General features: G+C 63.5%; 14 protein-coding genes and 1 pseudogene. 11 read left to right on the plus strand and 4 right to left on the minus strand.

Annotated features, from left to right (window positions below; genetic code table 11):
• Positions 1-25 precede the first annotated feature (25 nt).
• On the plus strand, positions 26-670 hold the full coding sequence (locus X735_RS151120) for an arylesterase (protein WP_023811311.1): 645 nt from the start codon (positions 26-28) through the stop codon (positions 668-670).
• A gap of 125 nt (positions 671-795) precedes the next feature.
• The gene (gene thpR, locus X735_RS151115; RefSeq protein ID WP_023811312.1) at positions 796-1,392 is read left to right on the plus strand and encodes an RNA 2',3'-cyclic phosphodiesterase; all 597 of its coding nucleotides are present in this window, start codon (positions 796-798) and stop codon (positions 1,390-1,392) included.
• Here thpR and X735_RS1000000167545 read toward each other — a convergent pair.
• Positions 1,296-1,814: a low molecular weight protein-tyrosine-phosphatase gene (locus X735_RS1000000167545; RefSeq protein WP_081734850.1), complete on the minus strand. Its 519-nt coding sequence runs from the start codon at positions 1,812-1,814 to the stop codon at positions 1,296-1,298. The two genes, thpR and X735_RS1000000167545, sit on opposite strands and share 97 nt — an antisense overlap.
• A gap of 50 nt (positions 1,815-1,864) precedes the next feature.
• Between X735_RS1000000167545 and X735_RS151105 the strand changes: the two genes are divergently transcribed.
• From X735_RS151105 to X735_RS151080, 6 genes are all read left to right on the plus strand, one after another.
• Positions 1,865-2,161 carry a 4a-hydroxytetrahydrobiopterin dehydratase gene (locus X735_RS151105; RefSeq protein ID WP_023811314.1) on the plus strand — a complete coding sequence of 99 codons (297 nt, stop codon included), beginning with the start codon at positions 1,865-1,867 and terminating at the stop codon, positions 2,159-2,161.
• Positions 2,162-2,284: 123 nt separating this feature from the next.
• Positions 2,285-2,647, plus strand: a complete 363-nt coding sequence (locus tag X735_RS151100) for a YkvA family protein (protein WP_023811315.1) — start codon at positions 2,285-2,287, stop codon at positions 2,645-2,647.
• 270 nt (positions 2,648-2,917) lie between these two features.
• Positions 2,918-3,421, plus strand: a complete 504-nt coding sequence (locus tag X735_RS151095; protein WP_023811316.1) for an invasion associated locus B family protein — start codon at positions 2,918-2,920, stop codon at positions 3,419-3,421.
• Between the two features lie 192 nt (positions 3,422-3,613).
• Entirely contained in the window at positions 3,614-4,849 is a 1,236-nt protein-coding gene (rlmN, locus tag X735_RS151090) for a 23S rRNA (adenine(2503)-C(2))-methyltransferase RlmN (RefSeq protein WP_023811317.1), read from the plus strand.
• Positions 4,846-5,295, plus strand: a complete 450-nt coding sequence (locus X735_RS151085; protein ID WP_023811318.1) for a hypothetical protein — start codon at positions 4,846-4,848, stop codon at positions 5,293-5,295. The genes rlmN and X735_RS151085 overlap by 4 nt, the downstream gene beginning before the upstream one ends.
• Positions 5,295-5,774, plus strand: coding sequence for a hypothetical protein (locus X735_RS151080; protein ID WP_023811319.1), 480 nt, complete (start codon positions 5,295-5,297; stop codon positions 5,772-5,774). Before X735_RS151085 ends, X735_RS151080 begins: the two co-directional genes overlap by 1 nt.
• Before the next feature lie 6 nt (positions 5,775-5,780).
• Here the strand turns inward: X735_RS151080 and X735_RS01000000165860 are convergent.
• Positions 5,781-6,421 (minus strand): annotated as a pseudogene (locus tag X735_RS01000000165860) (LysE family translocator).
• Between the two features lie 126 nt (positions 6,422-6,547).
• Positions 6,548-8,623, minus strand: coding sequence for a bifunctional diguanylate cyclase/phosphodiesterase (locus X735_RS151075; RefSeq protein ID WP_050592691.1), 2,076 nt, complete (start codon positions 8,621-8,623; stop codon positions 6,548-6,550).
• A 297-nt stretch (positions 8,624-8,920) separates the two neighbouring features.
• Here X735_RS151075 and X735_RS151070 point away from each other — a divergent pair, with 297 nt between their 5' ends.
• Entirely contained in the window at positions 8,921-10,144 is a 1,224-nt protein-coding gene (locus X735_RS151070) for an argininosuccinate synthase (protein WP_023811321.1), read from the plus strand.
• Positions 10,145-10,149: 5 nt separating this feature from the next.
• Positions 10,150-10,671, plus strand: a complete 522-nt coding sequence (locus X735_RS151065; protein ID WP_023811322.1) for a hypothetical protein — start codon at positions 10,150-10,152, stop codon at positions 10,669-10,671.
• A gap of 71 nt (positions 10,672-10,742) precedes the next feature.
• Here X735_RS151065 and X735_RS151060 read toward each other — a convergent pair whose 3' ends face one another.
• Positions 10,743-11,540: a lytic transglycosylase domain-containing protein gene (locus X735_RS151060; RefSeq protein ID WP_023811323.1), complete on the minus strand. Its 798-nt coding sequence runs from the start codon at positions 11,538-11,540 to the stop codon at positions 10,743-10,745.
• 139 nt (positions 11,541-11,679) lie between these two features.
• Here X735_RS151060 and X735_RS151055 point away from each other — a divergent pair, with 139 nt between their 5' ends.
• Positions 11,680-12,930 (plus strand): NAD(P)/FAD-dependent oxidoreductase, encoded by a 1,251-nt coding sequence (locus X735_RS151055; protein ID WP_023811324.1) that lies wholly within the window; start codon positions 11,680-11,682, stop codon positions 12,928-12,930.
• Positions 12,931-13,075 lie beyond the last annotated feature (145 nt).

Here is a 13,075-nt window from a genome sequence, read left to right on the forward strand (position 1 = left end):
TCCTAGCTCATATGGGGCCTGCCGCATGTCTTTCAAACGCAGTATTGCCGCAGGCTTCGTGGCTTTCCTCGCCATTTGCGGCGCCATGTCCTCGGCGAGCGCCGAGCCGTTCAAGATCGTCGGCTTCGGTGACAGCCTGATGGCGGGCTTCGGCCTTGGGCCGGACCAGGGCTTTACCAACAGGCTGCAGGCGGCACTTGGCGCCAAGGGCCACGAAGTGACCGTCGCCAATGCCGGCGTCTCCGGCGACACGACGAGCGGCGGCCTGGCGCGGCTCGACTGGTCGGTGCTGGACGGCACGCAGCTGGTCATCCTCGAACTCGGAGCCAACGACATGCTGCGCGGCGTTTCGCCCGACATCGCCAGGAAGAACCTCGACGAGATGCTAAGCAAGCTGAAGCAGCGCAAGATTGCCGTGCTTCTGGCCGGCATGCGTGCCGCACCCAATCTCGGTCCCGACTACCAGAATGCGTTCGACGCCATTTTTCCGGACCTGGCGAAGAAATACGACGTCGTGCTCTACCCGTTCTTTCTCGACGGCGTCGCCGGCCAGCCCGGCATGCAGCTCGAGGACGGCCTGCATCCAAGCGCACGAGGCGTCGACCAGATGGTCGAACGCATCCTGCCGACGGTCGAGAAGGTGATCGCGGCGGTGCCGGGCGATTCCTAGCGGGCTGGAACTGTTTCCGCCCGGCGAGCTTTTAACAGGGACTGTGACCAACAAACCTCTTGCTCCGTTTGACTATCGATGATTCGCTGGGGATGACAGTTCGATTCGAGGAAGGGAGGCTCTTCATGCCGCGTCTTTTCACCGCCCTCGAAATTCCGCGTGACGCTGCCCTTTCGCTGTCCCTGCTGCGGGGCGGCTTGCCGGGAGCCCGCTGGATCGATGTCGAAAACTACCATCTGACGCTGCGCTTCATCGGCGATGTCCCCGGCCATGTCGCCGACGAGATCGCCAACGCGCTCGACCGCGTCCACCGCCCTTCTTTCTCGCTGGCGCTGTCCGGCGTCGGCGCTTTCGGCCAGAAGAAGCCGCATGCGGTGTGGGCGGGCGCTTCCGCCTCGCCCGATCTGGCCGCGCTTCAAGGTGAGATCGACCGCATCTGCCAGCGGCTCGGCATCCCGGCCGACCCGCGCAAATTCATGCCGCATGTGACGCTGGCGCGCTTACGCAATTCGACCCCGCTGGACGTCGCCCAATATCTGTCGGCGCGCGGCAATTTCTCGACGCTGCCGTTCCGCATCGGCCGTTTCGTGCTGATGTCGTCGCGCGATTCGGTCGGCGGCGGACCCTATATCGTCGAGGAAGCCTGGCCGCTGTCAGGCACGGACGCCCGCGCCTCCAGCCTTGTCGCCAGCGCCTCCGACGCCTCGCGGATCATGCGATAGGCGGAAGCGAAGGCTTCTGCCTCGTCATGATAAGGATCCGGCACGTCGCGTGACTTTCCCTGCGCGAACTCCAGGAACAGATGGATGCGGTCCTGCACGGCCGCCGGCGCCAGCGCCTTCAGGTCGGCGACATTCGACCGGTCCATGCCGAGGATCAGGTCGAAACGGTGGAGGTCCTGCGGCGTGACCTTGCGCGCCCTCTGTCCGGAAATGTCTACTCCGTGCCGCACCGCGATCGCGATCGCGCGTCGATCGGGGGCAGAGCCGGCCTCCCAGTCACTGGTTCCCGCTGAATCGAGCAGGATATCCCGGGCCGATCCGCGCTCGGCCCAAACGGCGCGGAAGACACCTTCCGCCAGCGGCGACCGGCAGATGTTGCCGAGGCAGACGAAGAGAATGGAGTTTATGGGCTTCGCGCTCATCGATCCGTCGCTATGGTGAGGGTCGTTTTCGAATAGCACAGGATATGGACATGGCGAGAGAGAAACTGGGCAGGCAAGCCGCTGAAGCCGCATTGACCGGTCTCGACGGCTGGGCGCTGGCGGAAGACGGCGCTTCCATCAAGCGCACATTCACCTTCGCGAATTTCTCCGAGGCTTTCGCCTTCATGACCCGCGTCGCGCTTGCCGCCGAGACGATGGACCATCATCCCGACTGGTCGAATGTCTACAAGACCGTGGATGTGACGCTGAACACTCACGACGCCGGCGGCGTCACCGCGCTCGATATCGATCTGGCCAAGAAAATGAACCGTTTTGCCGGCGCCTGAGGCCTGGTATCGCCTCGGGAGGCCCAAATCGGCACCGGCATCTTGTAGCGGGGGTCGGGTTTCACCACATTTTCCCCCGCGGGCATGCGCCGGAAGCGCATGGGCGCTCGCAAGGAGAAACTGATGGCGCAACAATCCGGTTTTGATTTCTTCGGCTTTGGCAGCAAGCTGGCAGACGAGAGCCAAGTGCGCGAGAAATTCTGGCGCACAGCCAAGAAAGCCGCGCGGCAGATCCCCTTCATGGAAGAGGTCGTGGCCGCCTACTACTGCGCCATGGACAAGAACACGCCGCTGCGCGCCAAAGGCATTCTGTTGGCCGCGCTCGGTTATTTCGTGCTGCCGGTGGATGTCATCCCCGACTTCGTCTTCGGGCTTGGCTTCACCGACGACATCGCCGTGCTCACCGCCGCGATCACCGCCGTCAGTGCCCACATCACCACTGCGCACCGGCAGGCGGCCAGGGACGCCATGGCCGACAAGGGCTGAACACGCGCACGGAACGCCGTTGAAGCCGGCTTTCCGCGGCAGCGTAAAAAGTCAAACTCTTGCCGCTTTCGTGGCCTCCAAGTCGCCAAAGGGATGTCGCGCCAGCCGCTCGCAAGGCGGCGGCGCGGGAATGGCGGCGGTTTCCTCGGGGTGAGGGTCCTTTTCTCTTCGGAAATTCACCGTTTGGTAACCCAGATTAAATCAAAATGAAGCGACGGGCAGGACGCCAAGCCGGCCTGCCTCCGCACCATTTGGAATACGGGAAAAGCGATGCGCGGATTGATTGCTATAGTTTCGAGTCTGGTCCTGGTGGCCGTGGCAGCCCCGGCGCTGGCGCAGTCGGCGACCAAGATCGGCCAGCACAATGCCTGGGGCACCTACAGCTACCAGGCATCGGGCGGCAAGGTCTGCTATGTCCTGACCGTGCCGACCGACAAGCAGCCGCCGACGCTCGACCATGGCGACATGTTCTTCTTCGTCAGCCAGCGGCCCGGCCAGCAAGTGTCGTACGAGCCGCAATTCATTGCCGGCTACAACTTCCAGGACGGCTCCAAGGCCACCGTGACCATCGATAAGAAGACGTTTTCGATGTTCACCCGCGGCAAATCGGCCTGGGTCGAGAATGCCGCCGAGGAGCCGGTGCTGATCGCCGCCATGAAGACCGGCACCGACATGAAGGTGACGGCGAAGTCTGGCCGCGGCAATCCCACCTCCTATGTCTTCTCCCTGAAAGGTATTTCGGCGGCGCTGACGTCGATTGCCAAGTGCAAATAGGCTAGGCTTTGTTTTGAGTGAAAGGCCGGGCCGCAAAGCCCGGCCTTTCGTTTTTGGGTCTGTTGGTGGATCTCTGGCGAGGGTGCATCATCGCACAACCCATGACTCTGCCGTCAACCTGTGCTATGCGCCGCGCTTCCTTTCCGGCACGATGCGTGAAATCGGCCGCAAACCGCTTATATCAGTGCAACCATGACCCTTTCATTCGATCTCACCACTGACGGCGCCCGCGACGCGTTGCGTGCCCGCGCGGCACAGCCCGAAAAGCCGTCGCTGATCGGCCTGACGCGGGTCGAGCTCGCCGAGGCTCTGGTTGCATCAGGCACCGTGCCCGAGCGCCAGGCGAAAATGCGCGCCCAGCAGTTGTGGCACTGGATGTATGTGCGCGGCGTCTCCGATTTCGCCGGCATGTTCAACATCTCCAAGGATCTGCGCGCCGAGCTCGACAAGCATTTCACCGTCGCCAGGCCCGAGATCGTCGAGGAGCAGATTTCCGCCGACGGCACGCGAAAGTGGCTGTTCCGCTTTCCGCCGCGCGGCGCCGGCCGGCCGGTCGAGATCGAGACTGTCTACATTCCCGAAGAGGGTCGCGGCACGCTGTGCATCTCGTCACAGGTGGGCTGCACGCTGACCTGCTCGTTTTGCCACACCGGCACGCAGAAGCTGGTGCGCAATCTAACGGCTGAGGAGATCCTCGCCCAGCTGCTCACCGCCCGCGACCGGCTCGGCGATTTTCCCGACCGCGACACGCCCGACGGCGCCATCGTGCCGGCCGAGGGCCGCAAAGTGTCCAACGTCGTCATGATGGGCATGGGCGAACCGCTTTACAATTTCGAAGCGGTGAAGAAGGCGCTGCTGATCGCTTCCGACGGTGACGGCCTGTCCCTGTCGAAGCGGCGCATCACGCTGTCGACCTCCGGCGTCGTGCCGGAAATCTTCCGCACCGGCGAGGAGATCGGCGTCATGCTGGCGATCTCGCTGCACGCCACCAATGACGATCTGCGCGACTTGCTTGTGCCGATCAACAAGAAGTATCCGCTCAACGAGCTGATCGCCGCCTGCCGCGCCTATCCCGGCTTGTCGAACGCCAAGCGCATCACCTTCGAATATGTGATGCTGAAGGACGTCAACGATTCCATCGAGGACGCCAAGGGCCTGATCAAGCTGCTCAAGGGCATTCCGGCCAAGATCAACCTGATCCCGTTCAACCCGTGGCCGGGCACCAATTACCAGTGCTCGGACTGGGAGACGATCGAGAAATTCGCCGATTACATCAACAATGCCGGCTATGCCTCGCCGATCCGCACGCCGCGCGGCCGCGACATTCTCGCCGCCTGCGGCCAGCTCAAATCCGACTCCGAGCGCATGCGCAAGGTCGACCGGCTGGCGCTGGAAGCGATGATGATAGCGGGGCACGGCGAGGCGTGAGCCGCCCCTTCGCCTGGCTAAAACGCTTCGCCATCATGGCGGTCGGCTATGTCGCCGCGGTGCTGACCTCGATCCTGGTGCCGGTGCTGCTGATCGCTCTCCTGGAAGGCATCGAAGACGGCAACTGGTCCATCATTTTCGCTTTCGACTGGCTGGGCTCGTTCCCGCTCGCCGTCTTGACCGTAACGATCGGCGCGCTGTTGATCGTCGGCCCGGCGCTCTTTGTCGCCGAACGATTTTCACTTCGGGGATGGTTCTACTTCGCCGCCACCGGTGCGATCACGTCCATCGCCTTTGGCGTATCCATGCCGCGCTCGGCCAGCAGCTTTGTCTTCAATCCGGGCTTTCTGGGTTTTCTCGCCACCGCCGGCATCGCCGCCGGTTCGGTCTACTGGCTTCTGGCTGGACGCAGGTCCGGCACGCGACAGAATCTGGGCCGAGATTGATGGCGCGTCTCGTCGGCTACCTCGTCCGTTTCACCGTCATCCTGTTCGGCTATGCCGTCGCCTCGCTGGCGGCGAGCGCCTTCCTCAACATCCTGTTGCTGGCATCGCTCGGCTACACGCCGGAGCATGCGCATCCGACGGCGACGGCTTCCCTGTATTTCTCAATTCCCTTCGCCGCTCTGTTCGTCGCCTATTTCGCCCTGATGCCGGCCTCTGTCGTCATCCTGCTTGCCGAAATCCTGGGCCGGCGCGACTGGCTGTTCTATGCGCTGGCAGGCGCGGTGGTTGCCGGTGTTTTCCTCGGGCTTGCCGACCGCAGCGGTGACACCGCCTTCGTCGTCAGGGACACCAGCGCCATCATGGCCGTGATCGGCAGCGGCATGGTCGGTGGTATCTTTTACTGGCTCAGCGCCGGGCGCTGGGCCGCAAGCTGGTGGCAAGGCGAACCAGGATCAAAAGAGGATGGCCAGACAGGATGACGGCGCCTACTTCGCCTGCGCCGTCAGGATCTTGAGGGCGAAGGCGGAGAACACGCCGGCAAAGAGATAGTCGACCGCCCGTGTGACGCGCGGGCTGGCCTTCATCGCCGCCGAAAACTTTTCCGCCGCCAGCACCATCGGCACCGTCACCGGGACCGACAGCACAATGAACATCAGCCCAAGGAAAAACAGCTTTCCCGGTGCGTTCGGATCATGCGCGGAGACGAACTGCGGCAGGAAGGTCATGAAGAACAGGATGATCTTCGGGTTGAGCAGATTGACGCCAAGACCCGCGGCCCAGCTGCGCAACAGGGAAATCTCGGGGCCTGTCTTCTTCTCCGGCGAAAAGGCCGAGCCCCTGGTGATGCCTGCCAGGCCAGGAAGACGAGATAGCCGGCGCCGAAGATCTTCAGCACGAAGAAAGCCATCGGCGAGGCGACGATCAGCGCCGAGACACCGACAACCACCAGTGTGGTGTGGATCAGCGTGCCGCACAGCGCGCCGGCCATCGAGGCAAAGCCGGTGGCACGGCCCTGGCTCAGCGTGCGCGAGACGAACAGGGTCATGTCCGGCCCCGGCGTGATCGCCAGGATGACCGTGGCGATGGCGAACTGGATCAGCGTGGCGGTGTCTGGAATGAACGACATGAGCGGCCCCCAAGGGATTGCGAGGCCTATACAGGATGCGCCATGACGATGCCAGACACAGCAGCGACCCGATCTCGATCCAGCAGGCGTCCGCACGGCATTCGCTGGACGGCCGGCCGCGGCGTCCTATGCCTGCCTGCTCAGCCGCATCCTCGCCGGCTCCTCCGCGACGAGTTGATCGTTGCGGACATCGGCGTCCCCGGTGATCTGGTCGATCGGCTTGGGCCGGCCGAGGAAATAGCCTTGCGCCTCGTTGCAGCCTTCGACTTGCAGGATGGTGAGCTGGACATGCGTCTCGACGCCTTCGGCAAGCACCGGAATGTCGAGGCTGCGGCCCAGCGTCAGCACCGCCCGGATGATGGCCTTGGCCTGCGGGCTTCGCTCGACGTCAGCCATGAATGAACGGTCGAGTTTGATCTTGTCGAACGGAAACGAGCGCAGCGTATCGAGCGAAGAATAGCCGGTGCCGAAATCGTCGATCGCGATGGTCACGCCCAGCGCCTTGATCTGGCGCAGGACATGCAGCGTGCGCACCTTGTCGGCGACGATCGTCGATTCGGTCAGCTCCAGCTCCAGGCGTTTCGGAGACAGTCCGGTCTCGACCAGGATCTGATGGACGAGCTTGGCGAGATCGGCATGGGCGAACTGTACCGGCGACAGATTGACTGCGATCTTGTGGCCATTGCCCCACGAGGCCGCCTGGCGGCACGCGGTCCGCAGCACCCATTCGCCGATCGCCATGATCGAGCCGTTCTCCTCGGCAATCGGGATGAATTCGGCGGGCGGGATCATGCCGTGCACCGGATGGGTCCAGCGCAGCAGCGCCTCGTAACCGCAGGTGGCGCCGGTCGGGACCGAGGTCTGTACCTGATAGTGGAGCGAAAGCTCGCCGCGCTCGATCGCCTGGCGAAGGTCGGTGGCCAGCGCGCGGCGCGCCCGCGCCGTCTCGTCCATGGCGGATTCGTAGAAGCAGACGGCTCGCGTGACGTCGTTCTTTGCCCGGTACATGGCAAGATCGGCATTGCTGACCAGCCGCTCGCGGTCGGCCCCGTCGCGCGGATAGATCGCTACGCCGATGCTGGCGCCGGCGGCGATTTCGAAATCGTCGAGTCGCAACGGCTCGAACAGGGATTTCTCCAGCCGCGAGACCAGCCCGAGAAGGTCCTTCTGATCCTTGAAGCGCTTGATCGCGGCGAACTCGTCACCGCCGAGCCGGGCGACGAATTCGCCCTCGTCGATGAGTTTCGAGAGCCTGCGGGCGACGATCTTGAGCGCCTGGTCGCCGGCCGCATGCCCCCTGAGGTCGTTGATCTCCTTGAAGCGGTCGAGATCGATGACGATGACCGCCGTCATTGTGTCCTCGCCCTCGCATGCCCGGTCGATTTCATGGTCAAGGCGGTCGTTGAAGGAGACCCGGTTGGGAAGGCCGGTAAGGGCGTCGTTGAGGGCGAGATGCTGAAGCCGCTCGAAGCTCTCCAAACGACCACGCTCATCGATCAGATAGCTGGCGAAGCCGGTAGCCGCGACGATCAGGCCCACCACGGCGACGGCGACCGCCATTGCCACCAGAATATCGGGATTGGTGCCTGTGCTGATGAAGGACAGCGGCGTCACCGCCACCGCGGCCATAGCCGTGAAATGCAGGCCGACGATCGCAAGCACCAGCAGCCCGATGGCGAGATAGTGCGACCAGCGGTATGGCCGGCGCACGGCATGGCCGACGGCCAGGGCGGAGAACACCGCCGAGATGACCAGTGAGGCCACGACATAGGAGCCGTCCCATTCGACGATGCCGGCAACGTGATAGGCCATCATGCCGGTGTAGTGCATGGCCGAGATCGCCAGGCCGACGACGACGCCGCCCCATTCCGGAGCCAGCCGCCAGCTCTTGCCGGATGCGAGGGTGAAGCCCAACCCGGTGCCGACGATGGCGATGACCAGGGATGCCATGGTCAGGACCGGATCGAAGGTGATCGGCGCGCCGGGCTGGTAGGCCAGCATGGCGATGAAATGGGTGCACCAGATCGACGAGCCGGCGGCAACCGCGGTCAGGAACAGCCAGCCCTTCATCTGCACGCCGGTGGTTTTCCTCGAACGGTCGAAGAGGCCGATCGTCACCCAGCAGCCGGTGACGCACATCAGCGCCGCCAGCAGGACAAGCCACAGATTATGCTCCATGGCGATGCATGATATAACGCGCATCAAGAACGGCCCGAGCCCGAGGACACCCGCGACAAGGCAGGCAAGAAGCCGCCCGGAAATGGTCGAGGCGGCTTTGTCGCGAATGTTAGCGGCACGGCGTGAAAACTTGATTAAGTCCTTCCAGCAAATGCAGCCTTTGATTGCAGCAGGTTGTTTCCGCTGCCGGCGGCCCCCGGCCATGCGCTGGACCAGAAGCCATGCACGCACGCGTGCTTGCTCGCTTTGCCGTTCCTGCTAAAAGGCGCTGCGACAATCCGTGACGCCCAGGCTGGGGCGTCCGCCATCGACGGAGTAGAAATGTCCAAGGCCAAAGACGTCAAGAAGGTCGTGCTTGCCTATTCCGGCGGTCTCGACACATCCATCATCCTGAAATGGCTGCAGACTGAACTCGGCGCCGAAGTCGTGACTTTCACCGCCGATCTCGGCCAGGGCGGCGAACTCGAGCCGGCCCGTCGCAAGGCCGAGATGATGGGCATCAAGGACATCCGCGTCGTCGACGTGCGCGAGGAATTCGTGTCCGACTTCGTCTTCCCGATGTTCCGCGCCAACACCGTCTATGAAGGCACCTATCTGCTTGGCACCTCGATCGCGCGGCCGCTGATCTCCAAGCATCTGGTCGATATAGCCCGGGAAACCGGCGCCGATGCGATCGCGCATGGCGCCACCGGCAAGGGCAACGATCAGGTTCGCTTCGAGCTCTCGGCTTACGCACTGAACCCCGACATCAAGGTCATCGCGCCGTGGCGCGACTGGACGTTCAAGTCGCGTACCGACCTGATGAATTTCGCCGAGCAGCACCAGATCCCGGTGCCGAAGGACAAGAAGGGCGACGCACCGTTCTCGGTCGACGCCAACCTTTTGCATTCGTCCTCCGAGGGCAAGGTGCTGGAAGACCCGTGGGTGGAGCCGCCCGAATTCGTCCACCAGCGCACCGTGTCGCCGATGGACGCACCTGATACCGTCACCGAGATCGAGATCGAGTTCCTGAAGGGTGATCCGATCGCGCTGAACGGCAAGAAGCTGTCGCCGGCGACCATGCTGGCGGCACTCAACGATCTTGGCCGCGATAATGGCATCGGCCGGCTTGACCTGGTCGAGAACCGCTTTGTCGGCATGAAGTCGCGTGGCGTCTACGAAACACCAGGCGGCACCATTCTGATCGCTGCCCATCGCGCCATTGAATCGATCACGCTCGACCGAGGTGCCGCCCACCTCAAGGACGAGTTCATGCCGCGCTACGCCGAACTGATCTACAACGGCTTCTGGTTCGCGCCCGAACGGCTGATGCTGCAGGCGATGATCGACAAGAGCCAGGAAGACGTCGAGGGCACGGTGCGCCTCAAGCTCTACAAGGGCAATGTCATGGTCACCGGCCGCAAGTCGAAGAAGACGCTCTACTCCGATGCGCTGGTCACCTTCGAGGACGACCGCGGCGCCTACGACCAGAAGGACGCCGCCGGCTTCATCCGTCTCAATGCGCTGCGGCTGAGGACGCTGGCCGCGCGCAACCGCACCAAGTAGCGCGGATGCGCGGTTTCGGTCGCTGCCTGGCGCCGCTGGTTGTTCTGGCGACGCCGGCCGCCGGTCAGGAGTTCGATCCCGCCTCTCTCGACCTTCCCGCGCTGATCGAGTGCAGGGCGGACGTTCCGACCTACAACGACTTTGCCCTGTGGCTGTCCAGCGCACCGGGTGCCGTTGAAACGCTTGGCTGGAAGGAGGTTGCCTCGGGCAATCCGTTTCTCAGCCAATACGAACTGCCGGCCAAGATCCGCGTGTTCAACCGCGAGACAGGATCGATCGTGTTTACCGCTGCGGGGCCGATGGCCGTGCTCGATAGCGTTGCCGCGCCGGAGCTTGCCGAAGAACTCAACGTCATGGCCGTTTTTTCCACGCCGCAAAAATTCCTTGGCGAGAAGGTCGTTGTCCAAAGCACCGAAGAGGCGGAAGGATTGACCTTCTCCACGGACGTCAAGCTCAACGTCTCGACCGTCGAGTCCCACCCCGGCAAGACCCTGGCCGGCTGCTCCTACACGCTCGAAATCAAATAAAACCCGGCATTCGCGCCGGGTTTTCGATCAAGTCAGAAATGGCCGGGGCCTTCTGCCCGGTGCATGGTCCGTCAATCGCCGTCGATCGCCGTGGCAATGCGGGCGATGGCCTGCTGATAGACGCTCGCGGAATTCCAGCCGGCAATCGCGCCCATATTCGCACTGGCGCTCGCGCCCGCCCGCCAGCCATGACCCTTGAGGAAGTTGGCGGTGGAAGCCAGCGCCGTGCCCTTGTCGCGCAGGTTTCCGCCACCGACGCCATATTTAAGGACGTTTCCGGGCAGGAACTGCGTGTGTCCGATCTCTCCATGCGCGGCCCCGACCGACGAGGCTGTCAACGCCCCGCGATCAACCAGCTTCAGGGCTGCGATGGCATGCGGGTAGAAGAACCCCGGCCGGCGGCAATCATAGGCAAGCGTCAAAATGGCAGAGACGGTGTTCTGGTTGCCCATGGCCGAACCGAAGCCGGTTTCCATACCCCAGATGGCGAGCAACACGCCCGGCGACACGCCGTAATTCGCTTCGATCTTGGAGAACAGCGCCGCATTCGACTTTTTCAGCGACCGGCCCTTGGAAATAATCGCTGCGCCACCACGACGCCGCATGAAATCGTCCACCGAGCCGCTGAAAGCCTTGTGAATGCCGCGGTCGACGGAGATCGTCTTTTTTGCGTAGTTCGCGCCAGCCAGGGCGGCCAGCCCCTTGGCGCCCACACCTTCCGACCCGGCCTGCGCGGCAAAGTCCTGCTTCCAGGCCTCGAAGCCGGCGCCGGTCTTGCCGCAGCTCGCCGCTGCCTGTGCGCCCGTCGCCAGCGCAAGCACCGCCACCACGGCCGCTGCAAACATCTTTCCCTTGGCAAGAAATGCCATGTTAATCTCCTGGTTGCCTGAATCACGTCCCATTGCGAACTTGCCAGTCAAACGCGCACTTGTCACTGTCACCGCTGCAATGCTGGCGAATGCCGTGGAATTTGCCTAGGATCAAGTGATTATTGTGGCAGGGGGCTGCATGCAAGACGTTGATGTCGTCATCATCGGCGCCGGCTCGGCGGGTCTTGCCGCTTCCAGGACCTTGCAGGCGGCGGGCCTTTCCTTCACGCTGCTCGAAGCGATGGACCGCATCGGTGGGCGGGCCTGGACCAGCAACCAGCATTTCGGCGTGCCTTTCGACATCGGCTGCGCCTGGCTGCATGCCGCCGACCGCAATCCCTATTTTCCCGAAGCCGAGGCGGCAGGCTGGACGTTGCATCATCATGACATGAACGTCGATCATCTCTACTACCGCGAGCGCAAGGCGAGTGAAGCGGAAGAAGCCGACATGAAGGCCGCCGATGCAAAGCTGTTCGGGCTGCTGGCCAGGCATGAAGTGAAGGACGGAGATGACGATCGTCTTTCGGCGCTGTTGGCAAAAGGCCATGCACCGCGCGCCGCCGCCACCTTCGCCGGGCCGATGGATTTCGGCGCCGACGAGGACGAGATCTCGATCCTGGACTTCCAGGCCGCTGCCGATCTCGACCCGAACTACTTCAGCAAGGAGGGCCTTGGCGCACTGGTGGCGCGTTTCGGCGCCGGCGTGCCGGTCGAACTTTCGACGCCGGTGCGCAAGATCCTGTGGGACGTGCCCGGCGTCGCCTGCGTCACCGATCGCGGCACCGTCCGCGCCAAAGCGGTGATCGTCACCGCTTCGCCGGCGGTGCTCGCCTTCGAGGAGATCGCGTTCTCGCCGGCCTTGCCAGACACGCATTTCGGCGCCTTCTTCGACCTGCCGATGGGCATGCTGACCAAATTGCCGGTCGAAATATCGGGCACCAGGCTCGGGCTGCAGCCCTTCGACGACCTGCTGATCGAACGGATGGCCAGGCACGACATCTATTTCCTGTGCTTCCCGTTCGACCTCGACCTGATGGTCGGCTTCGTCGGCGGCGATTTCGCCTGGGAAATGTCGGCGGCCGGCGAGGCGGCCGGCATCGACTTCGTCGTCGACCGGCTGTGCGGCATCTTCGGCGGCGATACGCGCAAGCATGTCGGACGCGCCATGATGACCAATTGGGGCGGCGAGCGCTTCGTGCGCGGCGCATACGCCGCGGCCCGCCCCGGCCGTTCACTGGCGCGCATGGCCCTTATGCAGCCGGTGGCCGACAAGATCTTCTTCGCCGGCGAGCACCTGGCCGGTCCGCTGATGCAGACCTGCGGCGGCGCACGCCTGTCGGGCGAAGCGGTGGCAAGACAGGTTGTCGCCCAGCTTGCGGCGAGGACATGACCCGAACCGAAGGACAGAGCAAACGAGAGGTGGAACCTGGCCTTCGCTTTGCGAAACCTCGTTCTGTAGAGATCATGTTCCACAAACGGCTCGACATAATGTGGAACACCGCGCGGCTGTTCGCGTTGGGCACGGGCCGCCGTGA

Origin of the sequence: Mesorhizobium sp. L2C084A000, assembly GCF_000502875.1 — a bacterium.
In the GTDB taxonomy this organism is placed as follows: domain Bacteria; phylum Pseudomonadota; class Alphaproteobacteria; order Rhizobiales; family Rhizobiaceae; genus Mesorhizobium.

Coding starts and splice junctions, on each gene's coding strand:
- X735_RS151120 (WP_023811311.1), top strand. CDS start 26: ATGTCTTTCAAACGCAGTATTGCCGCAGGCTTCGTGGCTTTCCTCGCC.
- thpR (WP_023811312.1), top strand. CDS start 796: ATGCCGCGTCTTTTCACCGCCCTCGAAATTCCGCGTGACGCTGCCCTT.
- X735_RS1000000167545 (WP_081734850.1), bottom strand. CDS start 1,814: ATGAGCGCGAAGCCCATAAACTCCATTCTCTTCGTCTGCCTCGGCAAC.
- X735_RS151105 (WP_023811314.1), top strand. CDS start 1,865: ATGGCGAGAGAGAAACTGGGCAGGCAAGCCGCTGAAGCCGCATTGACC.
- X735_RS151100 (WP_023811315.1), top strand. CDS start 2,285: ATGGCGCAACAATCCGGTTTTGATTTCTTCGGCTTTGGCAGCAAGCTG.
- X735_RS151095 (WP_023811316.1), top strand. CDS start 2,918: ATGCGCGGATTGATTGCTATAGTTTCGAGTCTGGTCCTGGTGGCCGTG.
- rlmN (WP_023811317.1), top strand. CDS start 3,614: ATGACCCTTTCATTCGATCTCACCACTGACGGCGCCCGCGACGCGTTG.
- X735_RS151080 (WP_023811319.1), top strand. CDS start 5,295: ATGGCGCGTCTCGTCGGCTACCTCGTCCGTTTCACCGTCATCCTGTTC.
- X735_RS151075 (WP_050592691.1), bottom strand. CDS start 8,623: ATGCGCGTTATATCATGCATCGCCATGGAGCATAATCTGTGGCTTGTC.
- X735_RS151070 (WP_023811321.1), top strand. CDS start 8,921: ATGTCCAAGGCCAAAGACGTCAAGAAGGTCGTGCTTGCCTATTCCGGC.
- X735_RS151065 (WP_023811322.1), top strand. CDS start 10,150: ATGCGCGGTTTCGGTCGCTGCCTGGCGCCGCTGGTTGTTCTGGCGACG.
- X735_RS151060 (WP_023811323.1), bottom strand. CDS start 11,540: ATGGCATTTCTTGCCAAGGGAAAGATGTTTGCAGCGGCCGTGGTGGCG.
- X735_RS151055 (WP_023811324.1), top strand. CDS start 11,680: ATGCAAGACGTTGATGTCGTCATCATCGGCGCCGGCTCGGCGGGTCTT.